Raw genomic sequence first — 21,066 nt, forward strand, 5'->3', positions numbered from 1 at the left:
GAGTGGTACCTATGGGTCAGCTCTGCCCCCTTCTCTGCGGCCCACGGGGAGGCCGCGACGTCTCGCCGCGACGGAGAGGGAGCGGAGCAGAGACCGAGGGGGACGAGTGAACGAGCTGACCGAACGGGTACGCCAGCGCTTCTACGGGCTGATCCACCGGAATCCCGGCTGGTCGCTCGAACAGATGGCGGCCGAGGTCCACTGCTCCCTCGCCGAGGCGGATCAGGCCTGCGACGCGCTCTGCGCCGTCGGCCTGCTCGTCCCCTCGTGGTCGGCCCCCTGCGGCTACGTGACCGTCACCCCGGAGGCCGCGCTGACCCGGCTGTTCTCCGCGGAGGAACGCCAGACGGAGGCGCACCTCCAGCACCTGGCCAGGATCAGGGGCGCGGTCGCCTCGCTGATCGGCGGCTATCCGCGCCTGCACGACGAGCGGCGGGAGTCCGTCGAGATCGAGACCCTGCCGACGCCGGACCTGGTGAACGCCTTCCTGGAGGACGCGGGCAGCACCTGCAACGTGCGCATGCGGTCGATGCACCCCGGCGGGCCGCCGCCGGAGGAACTCGTGGACGCCATGCTGCTGCGGGACAAGGAGATGGAGAGCCGGGGCATCCGGGTGGAGACGCTCTACTCCCGGCGGACGGCCGAGGTCCCCTACATGGCGGCTTATCTGAACGACGCGGAACGGATCGGGCGCGAGGCACGCACGGCGGACTACCTGCCGCTGCGGATGATCCTCTTCGACGACGACCTCGCGGTGCTCCCGATCAACCCGCAGGACAACAGCGAGGGCGCCTCCGCCATCCACGGCCGGGCGCTGGCCAGGTCCCTGCACGCGCTGTACGACTACTGCTGGCACAACTCCACGCCGCTGCGTCCCGCTGCACCCGGCGGCGCCCTCGGGGAGGAGCTCGACTCCCAGGACCTCATCGTGCTGCGCATGCTCGCCGACGGCGTCAAGGACGAGGCGATCGCCCGTCATCTGGGTATCTCCTCCCGGACGCTGAGCCGGTACATGACCGGCCTCACGGACCGGCTGGGAGTGCACACGCGCTTCCAGGTGGCCCTGCGCGTCGCGGAGCTCGGGCTGCTGGACTGAGACCGGCCGCGGCGCCGCACCCCCCTACGGAAGGGGAGACACCCCTTACCGGAGATTCTCACATTCTGAGACGAGGACGGGGTGTGGCGCTCTGTCGCCATGGCTGATGGCCGCCGCACGGAACGTCTTGCCCCGTGAACCGGCGCGGCAGCAGCATGGATTCAGCCGGCGACGAGCGGTCGCTACCGCCCTTCTCTCCGCCGGATTCCACACTCACCAGACACACCGCCGGGGGACAGCTATGCCTGCACGATTCCGCGCCTTCCTCTGTACCGCCTTCCTCTGCGACGACAACGGCTGGTGGTGAGAGCGCCCCGCGCTCCCCGCCCACCCCGCCCCGTCCGCGCACAGGAGAGTCCGATGGATGTCATCGCCGCCGCACCACCCGGTCCACCCGAGCCGGTCCTCACGAACGGCCTCGCCCTGGCCGCGCCCCACGACCGCACCGTCGACGTCGCCGTCGTGGGCATCGGCTACGCGGGCCTGCCGCTCGCCGTGGCCGCCGCCGCGGGCGGGCACCGCACCCGCGGACTGGATCTGAGCGACTTCCTGGTGGCTCAGGTCAACATCGGGCGCCCGCCCGTCGACACGGTGACCCGTGCCGAACTGGATGCCGTGGGCCCGTTGCTCGACGCCACCACGGACCCCGCGTTCCTGAGCGAATGCTCCGTCGTCGCCCTGTGCGTGCCCACACCGGTGGACACCCACGGCGTGCCGGACCTGGAGCCCCTGCTCGCCGCCGTGCGCACGGTCCGCCAGCACCTGAGGCCCGGACAGCTGGTGATCATCGAGTCGACCACCTACCCCGGTACCACCGACGGCGTCATCCGCGACATCCTGGAGGAGTCCGGGCTGACCGCGGGCAGCGACTTCCACCTGGCGTTCTCGCCGGAGCGGGTGGATCCGGGCAACACCCGGTACGGGTTCCACAACACGCCCAAGGTGGTCGGCGGACTGACCCCGGCGTGCGGTGCCCGCGCCGCCGGCTTCTACGCGGGGCTGACCGAGCGGGTGCACGTCACCCGCTCCAGCCGTGAGGCAGAGGCCGCCAAGATCCTCGAAAACACCTACCGCCAGGTGAACCTGGCCCTGGTCAACGAGTTCGCGCAGATCTGCCACCGGCTGGGCGTCGACGTCTGGGAGACCATCGACGCCGCCGCGACCAAGCCCTTCGGCTTCACCCCGTTCCGGCCGGGCGCGGGTGTCGGGGGCCACTGCATCCCCGTCGACCCGCTCTACCTCGTGCACCGCGCGACACAGGCCGGGGTGCCGTTCCGGATGGCCGAGCAGGCGCAGCGGATCAACGACTCGATTCCCGTCTGGGTCGCCTCCCGGGCGCAGGAACTGCTGACGGCGAACAGGATCACCGTCCGGGGGGCCAAGGTGCTCCTGCTGGGCGTCACCTACAAGCCGGACGTCGCCGACATCCGCCACTCGCCGGCCGAGCCGCTCGCCCTCGAACTGCTCGGCGCGGGGGCCGACGTGATGTTCCACGACCCCTACGTCACCAGCTTCTCCGCACGCGGCCGGGCCGTGCCCGCCGGGCAGGATCTGGTGGCCGACCTCGCCGCAGCCGACCTGACGATCGTCGTGCAGCGGCACCGGATGTACGACGACGGGCTGCTGGCCCACGCCCGGCTCGTCCTGGACCCCGGCGGCCCCGGCACGACGGAGGAGGGCGGGAACGCATGACCCGGAACCCCTCCGTCGTGGACCTGATCCGCGCTCACGCGGCAGGCCGCCCCTCGGACATCGCCCTGCGGACCCCGGCGGACACCGTGACCTACGGCCGGCTGTGGCATCGCGCCGAGCAGGCCGCGCTCGCCCTCGCGGGCCGCGGCGTACGGCGCGGCGACACCGTCCTCGTGCGCCTGCCCTCCGGTCCGGAGGCGGTCGTCGCCATGCTCGGCACCTGGCTCGCCGGCGCCGCGTTCGTCCCCGTCGACACGGCGACCCCGGCGGAACGCCTCGGGTACGTGCTCCGCGACAGCGGCGCCACCGCGGTCCTCGACGACAGCACGGCGCTCCTGCCGCCCGTACCGCCCGCCGGGGACCCGGTGGAGCACGACGGGCCGGGCGCCTCGGACGACGAGCGGGGCGCGTACGTCATCTACACCTCCGGGTCGACCGGCGCTCCGAAGGGGGTCCTGGTCGGGCACGGGGCGCTGGCCCGCCACGCCCGCGCGGCCGTGGACCTGTTCGCGCTCGGGCCGGACAGCACCGTGCTGCAGTTCGCGAGCCTCGGGTTCGATGTCGCCCAGGAGGAGATCTGGCCGACCCTCGTCGCGGGCGGAACCCTCGCCTTCCACGGCACGGACGGCGTCCCCGACACCGTGCGGCTCGCCTCGGTCGCGGCGGAGCTGGGGGTGACGGTCCTGCAACTCCCCACCGCCTACTGGCGCATGCTCTGCGCGGAGCTCGACGGCGAACGGGAGCCGTCCTTCGCCGGGGTCCGCACGGTGGTCATCGGCGGCGAGAACGCCACGACCTCCGACGCCCGCGCCCACCGCCGTACCCCCCTCGCGCACACCGTGCTGGTCAACGGGTACGGCCCCACAGAGACCGTGGTCACCGCGACCGCCCTGGTACTCGCCCCCGGCGACGAGGTGCCCGGCACGGACGGGCTGCCCGTCGGGGAACCGGTCGGCGACCGGATCGCACGGGTGCTGGACGAGGACCGGCGGCCCGTCGCGGACGGCGCACCGGGCGAACTCTGGATCGGCGGCGAGCCGCTGGCCCTGGGCTACCTCGACGACCCGGCGCGGACGCGGGAGCGCTTCCTGCCGGACCCGTACGCGGCGGCGCCCGGCGCGCGGATGTACCGCACCGGCGACATGGTGGTGCGGCGGGAGAACGGCGGCCTCGAATTCCTGGGGCGCGTCGACAACCAGGTGAAGGTACGCGGCCACCGCATCGAGCTCGACGAGGTCGACCGCCACCTGCTCGGAGCCCCCGGGATCACCTCCGCCATCGCGTTCACCCTGGACGACGGGGCCGGCGGGAACGTGCTGGCGGCAGCCGTCGCCCGCGACGGGGACGGACCCGACCCCGGGGCGGTCCGGGAGCACCTGCGGGAGCGGGTCCCCGCCTACCTGGTGCCGGGCCGCATCGCCGTACTCGACCGGATGCCGCTCACCACCTCCGGCAAGACCGACCGGCGCGCGGCGGCGGAGGCCGCGGCGGCCGTCCTCGCCGCCGGGGTGACCGACGAGCGCGACGACGAGGCGCGGTCACCGCTGGACGCGGTGGTCGCCCTGCTCCGCGAACTGCTGCTCGCGCCGGGGCTCGGACCCGACGACGACTTCCTCGCGCGGGGCGGCGACTCCCTGATGGCCCTGCGCGTCTGCGGCCGGATGCGGGCACGGGGCATCTCCATGACCCCCGGCGACCTGCTCGCCGGGCGCACCGCCCGCGCCGCCCTCTCGCGGGCGGAGGGCCGGCGCGCGCCGGACGCCGTCGCGGAGGAGCCCGCGGGGCCGCTCGACCTGCTGCCCGCCCAGCACCGCTGGCTGGGCGACGGCGACCTGCCGGACCGCGACCACTTCTGCCTGAACGCGCTGTTCACCACCGACTCCGGAATGTCCACGCACCACCTCGCCCGAGTGGCCGGGGCGCTGCGACGGCGCCACCCCGCGCTGCGCACGGCGCTCCGCGCGGACGGCACGGCCGGGCTGGTGGAGGCCGACGCCACGGACGCCGTCCGGGTCATCGACCTGTCCGCCGTCCCGCCGCGCGAGCGGGCCGCCCGGCTGGAGGAGGCGCTGGCCGGGGCACAGACCTCGATGTCGCTCGCCGAGGGCCGGGTCCTCCAGCTGCTGTACGTCGACGGCGTGGAGAACGGGGCCCGGCTGCTGCTGACGGTCCACCACTTCGTCCTGGACGGAGTGTCGATGGGCCTGCTCGTCGACGACCTCGAACTGCTCCTGGGCGACGGCCTGGCGGGGGCCGCCGCGACGACGGGGCCCCGGGCCGTCGGCACCGCGCTGCGGGACTGGGTGCGCTCCGGGCAGGCCCGCCAGGACGCCGCCGAATGGGCGCGCGGAACGGGGGAGTTCGCCGCGCTCCGGCCGGACACGGAAGGCGCCGCACCGCTGCCCACGCTGCGCACCCACCGCTTCCGGCTGTCCCGCGACCTCACGGACCGGCTGCTCCACCGCCTGCCCGCCACGGGCATCGCCCCGCACGACTTCGCCCTCGGCTGTCTCGTCGGCGGCCTGGCGGCCTGGACCGGGGAGCCCGTGCACGGGGTGGACGTCTACGCGCACAGCCGCGACGTGTCCCCCGGGGACCTCGACCTGTCCCGCACGGTCGGCTACGTACAGAGCACCTACCCGGCCGTCCTGCGCTGGGAGGGCGAGGGCGTCGGCGCCCTGGCCGCCGCGCTCGGCGGACCGGCCGCGCTGCCCGAACGCCGTTACGGGTTCGACGCGTTGCGCTTCCTCTCGCCCGACCCGGCGGAGCGTGCCGCCCTGGCCGCCTGCCCCCGCCCCCGGATCCGGCTCAACTTCCGGGGCCACCTGCTGCGGCTGGAGGAGCGCGCGCCGGGTGCGGTGCTGCGGCCCGCGGACGAGAGCTTCGGCGCCCACCGCTCGCCGCTCCAGCGGGAGCGCTATCTGCTGATGGCCGAGGGCGACATCGTCGACGGGGAGCTGGAGACGAGCCTGAAGTACTCGACGGTCCACTGGAGCGCGGAACGGATCGCGGAGCTGGCCGGCCACATCGACCGCGTGATGCGGCAGGCCCTGGACTCCCCCGACGACGGCCGTCCGGTGAACGGCGGTGCGCGATGACCTCGCTCCCGCCCGTGGTCCCCGGCGTCCCGGCCGAGCACCAGCCCGCTCGGGGCAGCGCCCCGCACTGGCCCCTGGTGCTGTACTTCCACCACGTGCACCCGGACGTGCGGCACTACACCGCGCTCTCCCCCGACGCGTTCGAGCGGGGTCTTGAGCAGGTGCTCGAACGGTTCGACCCGTACGACCCCGCAGACCTGCTGGCCGAGGGGGGCCCTCGCCGGCCAGAGCGTCCCACGGTGCTCGTCACCTTCGACGACGGCTACCGCGACAACACCACCCACGCACGGGACATCCTGGACCGGCTCGGCGTCCGTGCGGTGTTCTTCGTCTGCACCGGACTGCTCGGGCAGCGCAGTCCCCGTCCGCGCGAGGACCACCTGACGTACGAGGAGTGCGACGGGCTGGCGCGGGAGGGGCACCTCATCGGCGCCCACACCCGCACCCACCCGCACCTCGACCGGATCCCGCCCGCCGAGGCCCGCGCCCAGACCCTGGGCTCGATCGACGACATCCGCGAGCGGTACGGAGCGGGCCCCGCCCGGCTGTTCGCCTACCCCTACGGCGGGGTGCCCGCCGGACCCCTGCTGCCGGACGACGTGCTGGCCTTCGGGACGGTCCGCTCGCCCGCCGCACCGTGGACCGCGGACCAGCGGCGGATCCGCAGAACCTATCTGCCCTCGGGGGCGGCCGACACCTGGGCCGGACTGGTCCACCACTGGCGCACCGAGTGGGACGGACCCACCGCTTCCGGGAGGGAAGAGAGATGACCGAACAGAAGACCTGGCGCACCCGGCTGACCGGGGCCCTGCCCGCCACCAGGGAGTCCCGGATCATCGCGGTCAACGCGTTGATCGGGTCCATGGGAACCGGCATGTTCCTGGCGAGCTCCGCCCTCTACTTCACGCGGTTCGCCGGGATCAACGAGACCCAGCTCGGCGTGGGCCTCGGGATCGCGGGCGTGGTCGGGCTCGCCACCACCGTGCCGATGGGCATGCTCGCCGACCGCTTCGGCCCCAGGAACATCATCCTGGTGGTCTGTCTGTGGCGGGCCATCGGCTACCTCGCCTACCTGAGGGTCGACGGATTCAGCCAGTTCGTGGTGACGGCCAGCCTGCTGTACATCATGGACCGGGCCGGACAGCCCCTGAACCAGGCCCTGGTGGGCCGGCTGATCACCGGAACCGAACGCAACCGCACGATGGGGTTCATCCGGTCCCTGCGCAACCTCGGCTTCACCGTCGGGTTCTCGCTCGCCGGGATCGCCCTGACCACCAACTCGAAGACGGCGTTCCACTGGCTGTTCATCGGCAACGCGGTGAGCTTCCTGGTGGTGTTCGCGCTCGTCTGGATGCTGCCCCGGGTCGGCCCGGTGGCCAAGGACAAGAAGGGGGACGGGAAGGGCGCGAAGGCGGTGGTCCCGCCGATCCGCGACTGGCGGTTCGTGGCGGCCACGGCGGCCAACGGTGTGATGTTCCTGCACGACGCGATCCTGATCACCGTGCTGCCGCTCTGGGTGGCCGAGCACACCGCTTCGCCGATCTGGATGATCACCGTCCTCGTCACCACCAACACGGTCCTCACGGTGCTGGCCCAGGTCAGGGTGACGCGCCATATCGCCGACCTGGCCACCGCGACCCGGGCCACCACGGTCTCGTCGGTGCTGTTGCTGTTCGCCTGCGTCGCCTTCGCGGCGAGCGGCTGGACGGACACGTCCGGCTGGGCGGTGGTGACCCTCGTGACCGCCCTGCTCCTGCTGACCTTCGGGGAACTGCTGCACTCGGCGTCGTCCTGGGAGATCTCCTTCGCGATGTCGCCGGAGGCGGCCCAGGGCCGGTACTTCGCCTTCTTCAACGTGGGTTTCTCCGCCGCCGAGATCGCCGGGCCGGCCATCGTGCTGTGGCTCCTGGCCCGGACAGGACCCGGCGGCTGGCTGATCATCGCGGCCTGCTTCCCGCTGTCCGCGGCCCTGAGCTGGCTCGGCACCCGGCAGAAGCCGGAACCGGTCACCGCCGGGCCCACGCCGCACGCGGAGCCCGTACCCGCGACAAACGGCTCCTGACCGAACGCACCGAACGCACGGAACGCACCGACCCATTCCCACCCCTCGGTGGAATGCGCACTGACGGAGGAACCCATGTCCGAGACACCCCCGCCCCAGCATCTCCTGATCGTCAGCGGCGGGCGCGATCTGCCCGACCGCGCCCGCGACGCCTGGCCGGGACTGCGCACGACCGTCATCTGCCGGCCCGAGGTGGTGCCGAGGCTGCGCAGCCGGGAGAAGATCCAGCGCCTGATCGTGCTCCGCGAGGACGCCCCCGTCGCGGAGTGGGTGGCCGCCGCGCGGTTCGTGCACGCAATCGACCCGGTCGACCGGCTGACCAACTTCACCGAGAAGGACACCGAGAAGACCGCCGCCATCGGGCTCGACCTCGGTCTCGGCTGGCACAGCGCGGACACGGTCCGGGCGGTGGCCGACAAGTACACGATGCGCCGGGTGCTGGCCGAGGCCGGGATCGGCAAGGTCGTCGCCGAGACCGTCCACGACGCCGAGGGTGTCCTCAAGGTCGCGGAGCGGACCGGCTACCCGCTGATCTGCAAGCCCGTGCGCGGGGTCGCCAGCAAGGGCGTCACCCGTATCGACGGCCCGGCCGACATCCCCCGCGCCCTTGCCTGGGGCGCGGAGGGAGCCGGTGACCTGGACGCGCCCGACCTGCTCGTCGAGGAGTTCCTGAGCGGCGACGAGTACAGCGTGGAGTGCGTCAGCGAGGACGGCGAGCACCTGGCCGTCGGCGTCACCCTCAAGATCTCCGAGCACGACCACTTCGTCGAGGTCGGGCACGTCGTCCCGGCCCCCCTCCCGGACGCGGACGAGCAGCGGATCCGTACCGCCGTGACCGACATGCTGACGGCCCTCGGCGTCCGGCGGGGCGTCACGCACACCGAGGTCATCGTCGCCGCCGACGCGGTCCACATCGTGGAGACGCACCTGCGTCCGGCGGGCGACGAGATCCCCGAGCTGTGGGCGCGGGTCAGCGGGGTCGACCTGATCGACGTCGTCGCCCGCCAGGCCGTGGGCATCAAGGTCCTCGACGATCTCCGCGCGACCCTCGCCGCCCCGCACGACGGTCCCGGCGCGGCGGCCATCTGGTACGCCTGCCCGGACGCGGTCGGCGAGATCGTCGAAGTGGTGGGCGAGGAGGAGGCCCGCGCGCTGGAGGGCGTCGTCGACGTCGAGGTGCTGCGCGAACCGGGCAAGCGGCTCAAGGGAGTCACCGGATCCTTCGCCCGGGGTGCACATGTCTGCGCCGTGGGCACGTCACAGGACGAGGCGTTGCGGCGTGCCCAGGACGGCGTACGGAAACTGTCCTTCACCGTACGCAGTGACGGCATGGCCGCGCGCCACGAGGCACTCGCCTCGACCGGCTGACACCCCGTCGGCCGATCCGTACAGCACCGGTCCGGCGTCCCCGGCGCGGGACCGGTGCCCGCACAACAGAGAGAAGAGAGACCGGACATGACTGAACAGAACAACGAACAGACCGGCGCCGACTACGCGTTCGGGGGACTGCACCACGTCCAGCTGGCGATCCCGCCGGGCGGCGAGGACCAGTGCCGGGCGTTCTGGGGCGAGGTCCTCGGGATGACGGAGCTGGAGAAGCCCCCGGTCCTCGCCGCCCGCGGCGGGTGCTGGTTCCGGGGCGGCGGCCTGGAGGTCCACCTCGGCGTCGAGCAGGACTTCGCGCCCGCGCGCAAGGCGCACCCCGGAATCCTCGTCGAGTCGCTGCGCGGCCTGGCCAAGCGGCTGGAGGAGGGCGGCCACGAGGTGACGTGGGACGACAACTTCCCCGGCCACGACCGCTTCTACGCGTTCGACAAGTTCGGCAACCGGCTGGAGTTCCTGGAGCCGACGGCCGCGTCCTAGGTCCCTCCCGAGGGCCGGTGGCTGTTTCACGTGAAACAGCCACCGCCGCCCAAGGCCTGCACGGGACCGTCCCGTGACGCAGCGGGACGGCCCCGTGCAGGCCCCGCCCCGGGCGACCTGGTGATGTTCCGACCCGTGTTCCGACCCGTACCACGGCATTTCGAGGAGCCAGCAATGACCGAATCAGCGGGCAGGCCGCCCGCATTCCGCATCGCGGACCTGATCGTGGCCGAGGGCCCCGAGGGCGCGGAGCGCATCCTGATCGCGGGACTGACCGTCACCGTGGCCGCCGGCGAGATCGTCGCGGTGCTCGCGGACGACGCCGGGTCCGCCGCCGCCCTGATCCAGGTGCTCGCCGGACGGCGGCGGGCCCAGTACGGGGCCCTCGACACCGGCGGAACCGGCCGGTCCCGGCGGATCAGGCCGTCCCTCCCGGCGGGCGTCAGCGTGGTGGCCGCGCACCGGCCCTGCCCGGACGGGCCGGCCCCCGTCGTGGTCGTCGACGCCACCGGGCGGCGGCCCGAAGGGTCCGGCGCGGAGCCGGCGCGCACCGCGGCCCGGCGGGGCGGCGCGGTGCTCCTGGTCACCACCGACGCGGAGGTCGCGGCGTCCGCCGACCGGACCGTCCACCTCAACCGCGCACCCCGCCCCGAGCCCCGCCCGAAGGCGGCGGTCCGCTTCACCGCCGAGGCGCTGCGGGAGGCGGCGGCCGGATCGCTGACCGCCGCCGGTGTCGGCTCCGAGCGCGCCGCCCTGGTCGCCCGGGTCCTCGTCGACGCCGATGTGCGGGGTCACTTCTCGCACGGTGTCGGCCTGCTGCCGATGTACCTCGACCGGCTGCGGCAGGGCGGCATCGACCCCACCGCCGAGCCCGAGTGGAGCCAGGAGGAGGGGTCCGTCGTACGCCTCGACGCACGCGGCGGGTTCGGACAGGTGGCCGCGGACCTCGCGGCCGGACGATGCGCCGAGCGGGCCGCCCGCACCGGGCTGGCCGCCGTCGCCGTCCGGGGCAACAACCACGTCGGGATGCTCGCCGCCTACCGCGACCACTTCGTCCGGCACGGCGTGGTCGGCCTCGTCCTCAACGTCTCCGGTCCGAGCGTCGCCGCCCCCGGCGCGGGACGCCCGACGCTCGGGAACGACGCCGTCTGCATGGTCGTCCCCCGCGAGGACGGGTCCCCGCTGGTCGTGGACTTCGCCACCGGGACGGTCGCCAGCGGGAAGATACGGCACGCCGCGCACCGCGGCGAACAGGTGCCCGCGGACTGGCTGGTGGACCGCGAGGGCCACCCCACCACCGACCCGGAGGAGCTCGACAGGGGCGGCGCCGTACCGGTCTTCGGCGGACACAAGGGCCTCGGCGTCGCCGTGATCACCGAGGTGCTGGCCGGCATCCTGGCAGGCGGCACGGTGAGCCCCCTCGTCCACAAGCAACGGGCCGAGCCCGAGCGGACGATGGACTGCTCCCAGCTGTTCCTCGCCCTGTCGCCGGACGCGTTCGGCGACCCCCCGGTGGATGAACTGCTCGACGTCCTGTCGGGCGCGGTGGCCGCCGGATACCCGCAGGGACCGCCCGAGGTCCATCTGCCGGAACAGCAGGAACGGCTGGCCGAGACGATCGCCGCCGAACACGGCGTGCCCGTACCGGCGTCGGTCGTCGAACAGCTCGGCTGGGGCGCCCCCCAAGCCGCCCCGGCCACCGCAGGAGGTGCCGCATGAGCCCCCGACTCGGTGTGGGTGTCGTCGGATTCGGCGTCGCCGCCCGGCAGCACGCCGCCGCACTGGAGCAGCTGCCGGACGCGGGGATCGTGTCCGTCCTGGAGCAGGACCCCTCGGTCGACACCGGCCACCACCACCGGGCCGGTTCCTGGGAGTCGCTCCTCGACGACCCGCGCGTCGACCTGGTGGCCCTGTGCGTCCCGCCCGGCGGGCGGGCGCGGCTGGCGGTCGAGGCGCTGGAGGCGGGCAAGGCCGTCCTGCTGGAGAAGCCGCCCGCCGTGTCGGTGGACGAGATCGACCGGATCGCGGCCGCCGCCCGGCGGACCGGGCTGCCGGTCGGCGTCATGCTCCAGCACCGGATGCGGCTGCCCGAGGCAGCCCTCGCCGCCACCTGGTCGGCGTCCTCCGTCACGGGGGTCCTTGAGGTGTCGCGGTTCCGGCCGCCGGCCCACTACCGGCGGGCCGGCTGGCGCAGCGATCCCACCATGGCGCTGGGCGGGATCTCCGCCCACCTGGGGGTCCACTACCTCGACCTGGCGTGTCAGCTGCTCGGGGAGCCGGAAGAAGTGCGCCTGACCCCGACCAGGGAGGTCGCCGCGGGCATCGACACCCGCGTCACGGGAATGGTCGCCTTCCGGTCCGGGGCCACCCTCGCGTTCACGGTGACCGCCGAGTCGACGGTCCGTACCGAGCGGCTCCAGATCCTCGGGCCCGACGGTGGGTTCAACATCACCGACGGCATGGTGATGACGCAGCTCGACGGCACCGAACAGACCTGGCCCACGGTGGCGACCTCACAGCTGCGCACCGAGGTCTACCGGGAGATGGCCCAGGCCGTGGCGACGGGGCGCCCCCCGACGCGCTGCCACCTCGACGGCGCCCGTGCGGTGACCGGCATCCTCTCGTCGATCGCCACCACCGCGGCGGCGGTGGCCGCGTGAAGCCGCTGATCGGTATCTCCTCCGGTTCCGCGCCGCACCTCGACGCCGGGGCCCTGGCCGGCCTCGCCCTCTCGTCCGGCGGCACGGCCGTCGACGTCAGGGAGGGCAAGGGCCACGCGTGGGAGGCCGGCGGGCTCGACGCGCTGCGCGCCGCGGGGGCCGAGGTCTGCTTCGTCGGCGTCTCCACCGTGCTGGGCTCCGCGGAGCACCCGCCCGGCTCCGTCGACGCCCTGCGCATGCCCGAGCGGGGCCTGCCGGTGAAGGTCTTCGCGGCCGCCGGGTGCACCGCCCCCGACCGGTTCGCCCTGACGCTCGCGCAGATCGCGGCACTGACCGCCAGGGTCGGTGACAGCTCCCTCGTCCTGGTGGAGACCCACCACGGATACGCGCCCGTGGCCGAGCTCGACGAGCTGTGCCGCCGCGCGGGCACCTCGGTCCTGCTCGACACGATGGGCCTCGCCAGGATCGACGACGACCCCGTCGCGGCGGCGGCCCGGCTCGCCCGCTGGATCCCCTACGCCCAGGTCAAGGGGTTCGACTGGGACGGGCCCGCCACCTCACGGCACCGGCCGCTCGCCTCCGCCCGGCCCGAGCTGACGCGGAAGGTCCTCGACGCGGCGGGTGAACTGCGCGCGGTGACCGTCGAGTCGAAGGCCCCGTCGCTCGCCGAGGACATCGCCCTGCTGCGCGAGTGGTACCCACCGGAGCCGACCCTCCCCCAGACCCTCAGCGAGGAGATCCTTTCGTGAGACTCGCCATCATCAACGACGAGCTGTCCCAGGACATCGAGGAGGCGGCGGCCACGACGTCCCGCCTCGGCTTCGACGGACTGGAGATCCGCTCCAGCGGCGGCGTGGCGCCGCACCGCATGGACGACGCGGCCCTGGCCGGGATACGGGCGACCGTGGCCCGGCACGGACTGCGGGTGGCCGGCTTCGACCCACCGGCGCTGAAGTGCGAACTGCCCCGCACCGCCGCCGAAACGGACTCCGTCCGCGCGCTGGTGACGGACTCCGTGCGCCGGGCCGAGCTGCTCGGAGCCCCGTTCGTCCGCATCTTCACCTTCTACCGGCAGGGCGACCCGGACCCGCGCGGGGCCGCCGCCGCCGCCCGTGAGGTCCTGGACGGCGTCCCCTTCGACCGCGTCCCGCTGCTCGTCGAGACGGGCATGCGGACCAACAGCCCGACCATGCGCCACACCCTGGAGTTCCTGGACGCGCTGGGCGACGACCGGCTCGGCATCCTGTGGGATCCGGGCAACAGCGTCTTCAGCGGCTGGGACCCGGCCCCGTTCCCGCAGGACTACGCGCTCGGCCGCGAACGCATCCGGCACGTCCATGTGAAGGACCCGGACGGCCGGCGGGCCTATGTCCGCCTCGGCGACGGGGACCTGCCCTGGCCCGCGATCCTCGACCGGCTGGCCGAGGACGGATACCGGGACTGGATCTCCCTGGAGACGCACTGGCGCGTCGGCCGGGTACTGAACCAGGCGCAGCGGGACGAGCCGTGGGGCGAGGAGTTCACCGCCGGCGGTTTCGAGGCCAGCACCACCTGCATGCGGCTGCTCCGCGAGATGACGCGGACCGCGGGCGAGGACGCCGTCCCCGCCGACCCCTACGCGCACACGGTGGAGGCCGGCGCATGAACGACTCACCCGTAATCCTGCTCGGAAGCCAGCGCTGCGGCACGACCGCCCTCGCCTACGCGATGAATCTGGCCTTCCACGACGCGGGCGGCCACTTCACCGTCAACGGCAAACTCCCCTATCTGCTGCACCGCTGGCTGAACCGGCAGGACCTGGCCGACCGCCATCTGCGCACGGACGAGATCCTGCACGCCCTGGACCGCCGGCCGCCGGACGGCTCCGGCGTCGAACGCTGGCGCGACCGGGTGGAACAGAGCCTGCGGGCCGCCGCCAGGGACGTGGCGGAGGGTGCGTGCGGAGACGATCCGGTGGACCTGGCCCGGCGGATCCTGGCCGAGACCCGGGGCGGACTGCCGCACTGCGGGGACAAGTACAACGAGTACCTGCTGCATCTGCCCTGGTTCGGCGAGGTACTGCCGGACGCCCGCTACGTGATGCTGGTGCGCCACCCCGAGGAGGCGGCCGGCTCGATGCTCCGCTGGAAGGGCGACCGGCCCTATGTGCCCGTCACGCGGGAGGCCGCCCTCGCCAAGTGGACGGCCTGGAACCGGCACTGGCTCGACTTCGCACCGTCGGTACCGGCCGGGAACGCCCTGGTCGTCGAGTACCACGCGCTGTGCCGGGGCGAGGAGACCGAACGCCTGTCCCGGTTCACCGGGCTCGACCTCGCGCCGTACCTCGCCGGGCTGAAGTCCCGTTCCCCGGCGGCGGACGACGACGCGCTTCCGGAGGACACCGCCTCCGTGTGGGAGGCGTTGCGGCTGTCCGCGCTTCCCACACTCGCCCGCGCCTGACCCGCCGAACCCCCAACGAAGGTGATTCCCTTGTCCGCAACCCGTGTTCTCGTCGTCGGCGGAAAGGCCGGCATCGTCCGCAAGGCCGCAGCGCTCGGTCTCGACGTGGTGCACATCCAGAAGCCGTCCGCGTTCGACCCGGATGTGGTGGAGCACTGCTCCCAGCTGCTGCTCGTCGACTACCAGGACGTTCCCACCGTCACCGCCCTGGTGCGCGCCCTGCACGAGCAGCGCCCGTTCGCCCGCGTCTTCACCCAGACCGAGGCGGCCCAGGTGGTGGCGGGCCATCTCACCGACGCGCTCGGCCTGCCCGGCAACAGCGAGCGGACCACCCGGCTGCTGCACGACAAGCCCGCCCTGCGCGCCCTGTTGAACGAACGGGGCATCGGCCCGGTGCGGACGGTGACCCGGCCGACCGCGGAGGAGCTGCGCGACTTCGTGAAGGCGGCGGGGGCCGCCGTACTCAAGCCGGTCATGGGCTCCGGCAGCCTGGGCGTCCGCCGGATCGCCTCCGTCGACGAGGTCGGCGAGGCATGGGCGTGGCGCGAGGCCTTCGGTCTGGACGACTTCATGGCGGAGGAGTGGCTGGTCGGCGAGGAACTCAGCGTCGAGACGTTCTCCCGGGCCGGGGCGCACACCGTCGTCGCGGTCACCGGCAAGGAGACCGGGCAGGGCGTGGTCGAGCTCGGCCATGTGGTGCCCGCGCCGCTGGACGGAGCCGAACGGCAGGCCGTCGTCGCGACCGTCGAGGCCCTGCTGGACGCCGTCGGCCTCGTGGACGGCCCGGCGCACACCGAACTGATCCTCACCGCCGCCGGTCCCCGCGTCATCGAGTCGCACAGCCGTCGCGGCGGGGACCGCATCAACGAACTGGTCCGCCTGGTCCACGGCGTCGACCTGGAGGAGGCCGCCTACCGGCTCGCCCTGGACGGAGACCCGCTGCCGCAGCGGGCCGAGCCGACGGGTGCGGCCGCCATCCGCTTCCTCGTCGCCGCCCCGGGCACCGTCACCTCGGTGACGGGCGCGGCGGAGGCCGAGGCGATGGACGGCGTCGTCCAGGTCGACGTTCAGGTCGAGCCCGGGGACACGGTGCACGAACTGCGCTGGTCGGAGGACCGCTGCGGCCATGTCGTGGTCCGCGCGGCCGACGCGGAGGCCGCCGTGCGGCTCGCCGCGCAGGCCGCCGCCCGCATCGTGATCACCACGGAGCCGGCCGATGGCGACGACGGGCGGTCCGCCACGCTCTCCACGCTCCTCGACGAGGTGGACGAGGTCCTCGACCCGTTCGCCGCCACGCCCCGGTGACCGGCCGCGTCCCGCCCCACCCTCCGAACCCAGCCCGGCCCGCTCAGGTGGCCGCCGCGAACGTCCGCAAGGAGTAGAACCGCGATGAGCACGACATCCCCAGACGACGGCAAGCAGGTCTCCGTGGTGGTCGCCACCCGGAACCGCCCCACCGACATCGACGCGCTGCTGACGGCGATCGCCGCGTGCGACACCGGCATCATCCACGAGGTGATCCTGGTCGACGACGCCTCGGACACCCCGCTGCGCGTCGACGAGTCGGCCCACCGCTTCCCCGTCCGCCTGCTGCGCCACGGACGGCGCCGCGGCGCGGCGGCCGGCCGCAACCTCGCGGGCCAGGAGGCGACCGGCGACGTCCTGGCGTTCCTCGACGACGACGCCCGGCCGCTGCCCGACTGGTTCGACGTCCTCGATACGGCGCTCACCCCGGAGCGGGCGGCGATCACCGGCCGGGTGCTGCCGTTCGACAGCAGTGTGGTGGCGCGCGCCCGCCAGTACCGCTACGAGGTCCGCTACGCACAGCACGTCCCCGGCAGCGAGGTCACGTTCTTCGCGGGCGGCAACTCGGCGGTGTGGACAGAGGCGTTCCGCGCTGCCGAGGGCTTCCCCGACCAGGTCACCGCGAGCGACAACGGTCTCGTGGAACGGCTCGCCGAGTCCGGTGGCCGGGTGCACTTCGTGCCGGGGCTCCGGGTGGCCCACCGCAACAGCAAGGGCGCCGGAATCGCGCTGCGCGAGGCCTGGCGCGCGGGCCGGCTGGCCCCGCGCAGCGCGCCCACGTCCGCGCTGCGCCGGTTCGCGGCCAGCGCCCGGTCCCAGCCCTGGTCGGACGACCCGGCTGCCGCCGGCCTCAACCTGGGTCTCCAGGCGGCGAATTCGCTGGCCACCGCTCTTCCGGCGGCCTGAGCGATGACGAGTACGGGGGCAGTGCTCCGGACGGACGCGGGAACCACGCTCTCCCATCTGGACGTTCTGGAGTCGGAGGCGGTGCACATCTTCCGGGAGGTGGCCGGGGAGTTCGAGCGGCCGGTGATCCTGTTCTCCGGTGGCAAGGACTCGATCCTGATGCTGCACCTGGCGCTCAAGGCGTTCGCGCCCGCGCCGGTGCCGTTCACCCTGCTGCACGTGGACACCGGACACAACTTCCCCGAAGTCCTGGAGTACCGCGACCGGGTGGTCGCCGAACACGGACTGCGGCTGCACGTCGCCTCCGTCCAGGAGTACATCGACACCGGGAAGCTCCGCGAGCGCCCCGACGGCACCCGCAACCCGCTCCAGACCGTGCCCCTGACCGAGGCCATCCAGCAGCACCGCTTCGACGCCGTCTTCGGCGGCGGCCGCCGCGACGAGGAAAAGGCACGCGCCAAGGAACGGGTGTTCTCGCTGCGCGACGAGTTCTCCCAGTGGGACCCCCGCCGCCAGCGCCCCGAACTGTGGCAGCTCTACAACGGCCGACACGCACCGGGCGAGCACGTACGCGTCTTCCCCATCTCCAACTGGACCGAACTCGACGTCTGGCAGTACATCGAGCGCGAGAGCATCGAACTCCCGCAGATCTACTTCGCCCACCAACGCGAGGTCTTCAGCCGCTCCGGAATGTGGCTCACCGCGGGCGACTGGGGCGGCCCCAAGGACCACGAACGGACCGAGACCCGCCAGGTCCGCTACCGCACCGTCGGCGACATGTCCTGCACCGGCGCCGTCGACTCCGACGCCACCACACTGGCCGCCGTCATCACCGAGATCGCCGCCTCCCGCCTCACCGAACGGGGCGCCACCCGCGCCGACGACAAAATGTCAGAGGCCGCGATGGAAGACCGCAAGCGCGAGGGGTACTTCTAACATGACCACACCCACCCAGCTCGCCGACCAGCTCTCGACCACCACCCTCCTGCGGTTCGCCACCGCCGGATCCGTCGACGACGGCAAGTCCACCCTCGTGGGACGACTCCTCCACGACTCCAAGTCCGTCCTCACCGACCAGCTCGAAGCCGTCGAGGACGCCTCCCGCAAACGCGGCCAGGAAGCACCCGACCTGGCACTCCTGACCGACGGACTGCGCGCGGAGCGCGAACAGGGCATCACCATCGATGTCGCCTACCGCTACTTCGCCACACCCCGACGCCGCTTCATCCTCGCCGACACCCCCGGCCACGTGCAGTACACCCGCAACATGGTCACCGGCGCCTCCACCGCCGAGTTGACGGTGATCCTGGTGGACGCCCGCCACGGTGTGGTCGAGCAGACCCGCAGGCACGCGGCGCTGACCGCGTTGCTGCGGGTCCCGCACGTGGTCCTCGCGGTCAACAAGATGGACCTGACCGGCTACGCGGAGCCGGTGTTCGCCGCCATCGCGCAGGAGTTCACCGCGTACGCGGCCGAACTGGGCATCCCGGCGGTCACCGCGATCCCGATCTCCGCGCTGGCCGGCGACAACGTCGTGGAACCGTCCGCGAACATGGACTGGTACGGCGGCCCGACCGTCCTGGAGCACCTGGAGACCGTCCCGGTCAGCCACGACCTGACTGGCTGCCACGCCCGCTTCCCCGTCCAGTACGTGATCCGCCCGCAGACGGCCGAGCACCCCGACTACCGGGGCTACGCGGGCCGGATCGAGGCAGGGGCCTTCCGGGTGGGCGACGCGGTCACCGTGCTGCCGTCCGGCCGCACCTCGGCGGTCGCCGGGATCGACCTGCTGGGCCGGTCCGTGCACACGGCGCGGGCGCCGCAGTCGGTCACCCTCCTACTTGAGGACGACATCGACATCTCGCGCGGCGACCTCATCGTGCCGAGCGGCGACACACCCCCCACCACCCAGGACGTCGAGGCGACCGTCTGCCACGTCGCGGACCAGCCGCTCACCGTGGGCCAGCGGGTGCTGATCAAGCACACCACCCGCACCGTCAAGGCGATCGTCAAGGACATCCCGTCCCGCCTCACCCTGGACGACCTCTCCCAGCACCCGGCGCCGGGACAGCTCGTCGCCAACGACATCGGCCGGGTCGTCGTACGCACCGCAGAGCCGCTGGCGCTCGACCCGTACGCGCACTCCCGGACGACCGGCTCGTTCCTGCTGGTCGACCCCGCCGACGGAACCACGCTCACCGCCGGGATGGCGGGCGGCTCCTTCGTCCCCGGGACCGCCGACACCCCCGAACCCGACGACGCGGGCTGGGACTTCTGAGATGACGGGGCACCACACCACGGCCGTCGAGGTCTGCGGCGTCACGAAGGGGTACGGCACGGGTGCGGCCCGTCGCGTCGTGCTGGAGGACGTCGATCTGCGGCTCGCGAAGGGCGAGTTCGTGTGCGTCGTCGGTGCCTCCGGTTCGGGCAAGTCGACCCTGCTCCACCTGGTCGCCGGGCTGGAGACGGCGAGCGCGGGAAGGATCTCCGTCACGGGCGGACGCCCCGCCGTGATGTTCCAGGACCACGCCCTCTTCCCGTGGCTCACGGCGGGCCGGAACATCGAACTGGCGCTCCGTCTCGCGGGCGTCTCCCCGGCGGCCCTCCGCCGCGACCGGGCCCGGCGGCTCCTCGCCCTGGTGGGGCTCCCCGGGAGCTACGGGCAGCGGGTGCACGAGCTGTCCGGCGGCATGCGCCAGCGGGTAGCTCTGGCCCGTGCCCTGGCGCAGGGCGCGGACGTCCTGCTCATGGACGAGCCGTTCGCGGCGCTCGACACCGTGACCCGCGGGACGCTGCACGGCGAGCTCGTCCGGGTCTGCGCGGAACAGGGGGCGACGGTGCTCTTCGTGACCCACGACGTGAGGGAGGCCGTGGCGCTGGGGGACCGCGTGGTCCTGATGGCGCCGGACCCCGGCCGGGTGGTGGCCGAGTGGTCCGTCGGGCCCCGCTCCGCGCGGGGCGACGACGCCCCGGACGCGGCCCGTCTCGTCGACGAGATCACGGCCCGACTCGGCGAGGAGGCCGACCGACGTGCACGCTGTTGAGAGCCCGGCCCGCCCGGCAGGCGCGCTGTCCGGCGGGGGCTTCCGCAGAGGCGTCCCCACAGACGTCCCCACAGGTGCCCGCCGAGCCCGCGCCGGAGCGCGGCTGAGGCGCCTCGCGGCCCGCACCGGACCGGGCTGCTCCGCCGTCCTGCTGGTGGTGGGTGTGTGGCAGCTGGTTCACCTGCTCGGCCTGTCGCCGGTGCTGCCCGCACCGGCGACGGTCCTGCGCGATCTGTCCGCCGCCTGGTCCGCGGGGACGCTCGGCCCCGGACTGCTGCACAGCCTGGGCCGCTGCCTGGCGGGGTTCGCGGCGTCCGCGGCGGTGGGGGTGCCCCTCGGTCTGCTGCTGCACCGGTCCGGGTTCGTGCGGGTGCCCCTCGCGCCGACGCTGAGTGCCTTCCAGTCACTGCCGGCGGCGGTCCTGGTGCCCATCGCCGTGATCTGCCTCGGCACCTCGCAGGCCGCCGTGTACCTGGTGGTGCTCCTCGGCGCCGTTCCCTCGGTGGCGACCGGGGTCCTCACCGCGCTGGACCAGGTGCCGCCGCTCCTGGTGCGGGCGGGCCGGACGATGGGGGCGACGGGAGCGGCCGGGGTGCGCCACGTCCTGCTCCCGGCCGCCCTGCCCGGTGTGGTGGCCGCGCTCCGGCAGGGCTGGGCGTTCGGCTGGCGGGCCCTGATGACGGCGGAGCTCATGGCGTCCACCCCCCTGCCGGGGCTCGGCCAGGTGCTCGACGCCGGGCGGCGCAGCGGACGCCTGGGCCCGGTGCTGGCCGCCGCCCTGGTGATCCTGGCCGTCGGGGTGGTCGTCGAGACGGGCGTCTTCGGACCGGTCCAGCGCCGGGTGCTGCGCGCCCGCGGCCTGCCCGCCGCACAGGAGCGGTGAGCCCTGCGGGAAACGTAC

At 73.5% G+C, this 21,066-nt stretch carries 18 protein-coding genes; all 18 read left to right on the top strand.

What is annotated here, in order from left to right:
• Window positions 1–106: 106 nt before the first annotated feature.
• The 18 genes from ACFVQ0_RS15535 to ACFVQ0_RS15620 all read left to right on the top strand — a co-directional run bounded on the left by ACFVQ0_RS15535 (window position 107) and on the right by ACFVQ0_RS15620 (window position 21,048).
• On the top strand, window positions 107–1,096 hold the full coding sequence (locus ACFVQ0_RS15535; RefSeq protein WP_390088222.1) for a LuxR C-terminal-related transcriptional regulator: 990 nt from the start codon (window positions 107–109) through the stop codon (window positions 1,094–1,096).
• A gap of 360 nt (window positions 1,097–1,456) precedes the next feature.
• The gene (locus ACFVQ0_RS15540) at window positions 1,457–2,788 is read left to right on the top strand and encodes a nucleotide sugar dehydrogenase (RefSeq protein WP_390088224.1); all 1,332 of its coding nucleotides are present in this window, start codon (window positions 1,457–1,459) and stop codon (window positions 2,786–2,788) included.
• A complete protein-coding gene (locus tag ACFVQ0_RS15545; protein WP_390088226.1) occupies window positions 2,785–5,886 on the top strand; it encodes an amino acid adenylation domain-containing protein in 3,102 nt (1,033 codons plus the stop codon). Before ACFVQ0_RS15540 ends, ACFVQ0_RS15545 begins: the two co-directional genes overlap by 4 nt.
• Entirely contained in the window at window positions 5,883–6,656 is a 774-nt protein-coding gene (locus ACFVQ0_RS15550; protein ID WP_390088228.1) for a polysaccharide deacetylase family protein, read from the top strand. The genes ACFVQ0_RS15545 and ACFVQ0_RS15550 overlap by 4 nt, the downstream gene beginning before the upstream one ends.
• A complete protein-coding gene (locus tag ACFVQ0_RS15555) occupies window positions 6,653–7,948 on the top strand; it encodes an MFS transporter (protein WP_390088230.1) in 1,296 nt (431 codons plus the stop codon). Before ACFVQ0_RS15550 ends, ACFVQ0_RS15555 begins: the two co-directional genes overlap by 4 nt.
• A 75-nt stretch (window positions 7,949–8,023) precedes the next feature.
• The gene (locus ACFVQ0_RS15560) at window positions 8,024–9,316 is read left to right on the top strand and encodes an ATP-grasp domain-containing protein (RefSeq protein WP_390088233.1); all 1,293 of its coding nucleotides are present in this window, start codon (window positions 8,024–8,026) and stop codon (window positions 9,314–9,316) included.
• A gap of 87 nt (window positions 9,317–9,403) precedes the next feature.
• Entirely contained in the window at window positions 9,404–9,811 is a 408-nt protein-coding gene (locus tag ACFVQ0_RS15565; RefSeq protein WP_390088235.1) for a glyoxalase, read from the top strand.
• A gap of 174 nt (window positions 9,812–9,985) precedes the next feature.
• Window positions 9,986–11,530 (top strand): Ldh family oxidoreductase, encoded by a 1,545-nt coding sequence (locus ACFVQ0_RS15570; protein ID WP_390088237.1) that lies wholly within the window; start codon window positions 9,986–9,988, stop codon window positions 11,528–11,530.
• Complete coding sequence (locus ACFVQ0_RS15575; protein WP_390088240.1) at window positions 11,527–12,471, top strand: Gfo/Idh/MocA family protein; 945 nt, start codon at window positions 11,527–11,529, stop codon at window positions 12,469–12,471. The genes ACFVQ0_RS15570 and ACFVQ0_RS15575 overlap by 4 nt, the downstream gene beginning before the upstream one ends.
• Complete coding sequence (locus tag ACFVQ0_RS15580; protein ID WP_390088242.1) at window positions 12,468–13,220, top strand: hypothetical protein; 753 nt, start codon at window positions 12,468–12,470, stop codon at window positions 13,218–13,220. Before ACFVQ0_RS15575 ends, ACFVQ0_RS15580 begins: the two co-directional genes overlap by 4 nt.
• The gene (locus tag ACFVQ0_RS15585) at window positions 13,217–14,116 is read left to right on the top strand and encodes a sugar phosphate isomerase/epimerase family protein (RefSeq protein ID WP_390088244.1); all 900 of its coding nucleotides are present in this window, start codon (window positions 13,217–13,219) and stop codon (window positions 14,114–14,116) included. Before ACFVQ0_RS15580 ends, ACFVQ0_RS15585 begins: the two co-directional genes overlap by 4 nt.
• On the top strand, window positions 14,113–14,910 hold the full coding sequence (locus tag ACFVQ0_RS15590; RefSeq protein WP_390088247.1) for a sulfotransferase: 798 nt from the start codon (window positions 14,113–14,115) through the stop codon (window positions 14,908–14,910). The genes ACFVQ0_RS15585 and ACFVQ0_RS15590 overlap by 4 nt, the downstream gene beginning before the upstream one ends.
• 30 nt (window positions 14,911–14,940) lie before the next feature.
• Window positions 14,941–16,215: an ATP-grasp domain-containing protein gene (locus ACFVQ0_RS15595; protein ID WP_390088249.1), complete on the top strand. Its 1,275-nt coding sequence runs from the start codon at window positions 14,941–14,943 to the stop codon at window positions 16,213–16,215.
• An 84-nt stretch (window positions 16,216–16,299) separates the two neighbouring features.
• Entirely contained in the window at window positions 16,300–17,121 is an 822-nt protein-coding gene (locus tag ACFVQ0_RS15600; RefSeq protein WP_390088251.1) for a glycosyltransferase, read from the top strand.
• A gap of 21 nt (window positions 17,122–17,142) precedes the next feature.
• On the top strand, window positions 17,143–18,057 hold the full coding sequence (gene cysD / locus ACFVQ0_RS15605; protein ID WP_390088253.1) for a sulfate adenylyltransferase subunit CysD: 915 nt from the start codon (window positions 17,143–17,145) through the stop codon (window positions 18,055–18,057).
• Window position 18,058: 1 nt separating this feature from the next.
• Window positions 18,059–19,399, top strand: coding sequence for a sulfate adenylyltransferase subunit 1 (locus ACFVQ0_RS15610; RefSeq protein WP_390088255.1), 1,341 nt, complete (start codon window positions 18,059–18,061; stop codon window positions 19,397–19,399).
• A 1-nt stretch (window position 19,400) separates the two neighbouring features.
• A complete protein-coding gene (locus tag ACFVQ0_RS15615; RefSeq protein ID WP_390088257.1) occupies window positions 19,401–20,165 on the top strand; it encodes an ABC transporter ATP-binding protein in 765 nt (254 codons plus the stop codon).
• Window positions 20,152–21,048: an ABC transporter permease gene (locus ACFVQ0_RS15620; protein WP_390088259.1), complete on the top strand. Its 897-nt coding sequence runs from the start codon at window positions 20,152–20,154 to the stop codon at window positions 21,046–21,048. The genes ACFVQ0_RS15615 and ACFVQ0_RS15620 overlap by 14 nt, the downstream gene beginning before the upstream one ends.
• Window positions 21,049–21,066: the final 18 nt, after the last annotated feature.

The sequence above is a fragment of the Streptomyces sp. NPDC057900 genome, from assembly GCF_042887885.1.
Taxonomy (GTDB): domain Bacteria; phylum Actinomycetota; class Actinomycetes; order Streptomycetales; family Streptomycetaceae; genus Streptomyces.

What these genes read in the sequence shown, in the direction of transcription:
- ACFVQ0_RS15545 (WP_390088226.1), top strand. Translation starts at nt 2,785, where the DNA reads ATGACCCGGAACCCCTCCGTCGTGGACCTGATCCGCGCTCACGCGGCA.
- ACFVQ0_RS15560 (WP_390088233.1), top strand. Translation starts at nt 8,024, where the DNA reads ATGTCCGAGACACCCCCGCCCCAGCATCTCCTGATCGTCAGCGGCGGG.
- ACFVQ0_RS15570 (WP_390088237.1), top strand. Translation starts at nt 9,986, where the DNA reads ATGACCGAATCAGCGGGCAGGCCGCCCGCATTCCGCATCGCGGACCTG.
- ACFVQ0_RS15590 (WP_390088247.1), top strand. Translation starts at nt 14,113, where the DNA reads ATGAACGACTCACCCGTAATCCTGCTCGGAAGCCAGCGCTGCGGCACG.
- ACFVQ0_RS15610 (WP_390088255.1), top strand. Translation starts at nt 18,059, where the DNA reads ATGACCACACCCACCCAGCTCGCCGACCAGCTCTCGACCACCACCCTC.
- ACFVQ0_RS15575 (WP_390088240.1), top strand. Translation starts at nt 11,527, where the DNA reads ATGAGCCCCCGACTCGGTGTGGGTGTCGTCGGATTCGGCGTCGCCGCC.
- ACFVQ0_RS15600 (WP_390088251.1), top strand. Translation starts at nt 16,300, where the DNA reads ATGAGCACGACATCCCCAGACGACGGCAAGCAGGTCTCCGTGGTGGTC.
- ACFVQ0_RS15565 (WP_390088235.1), top strand. Translation starts at nt 9,404, where the DNA reads ATGACTGAACAGAACAACGAACAGACCGGCGCCGACTACGCGTTCGGG.
- ACFVQ0_RS15615 (WP_390088257.1), top strand. Translation starts at nt 19,401, where the DNA reads ATGACGGGGCACCACACCACGGCCGTCGAGGTCTGCGGCGTCACGAAG.
- ACFVQ0_RS15550 (WP_390088228.1), top strand. Translation starts at nt 5,883, where the DNA reads ATGACCTCGCTCCCGCCCGTGGTCCCCGGCGTCCCGGCCGAGCACCAG.
- ACFVQ0_RS15555 (WP_390088230.1), top strand. Translation starts at nt 6,653, where the DNA reads ATGACCGAACAGAAGACCTGGCGCACCCGGCTGACCGGGGCCCTGCCC.
- ACFVQ0_RS15540 (WP_390088224.1), top strand. Translation starts at nt 1,457, where the DNA reads ATGGATGTCATCGCCGCCGCACCACCCGGTCCACCCGAGCCGGTCCTC.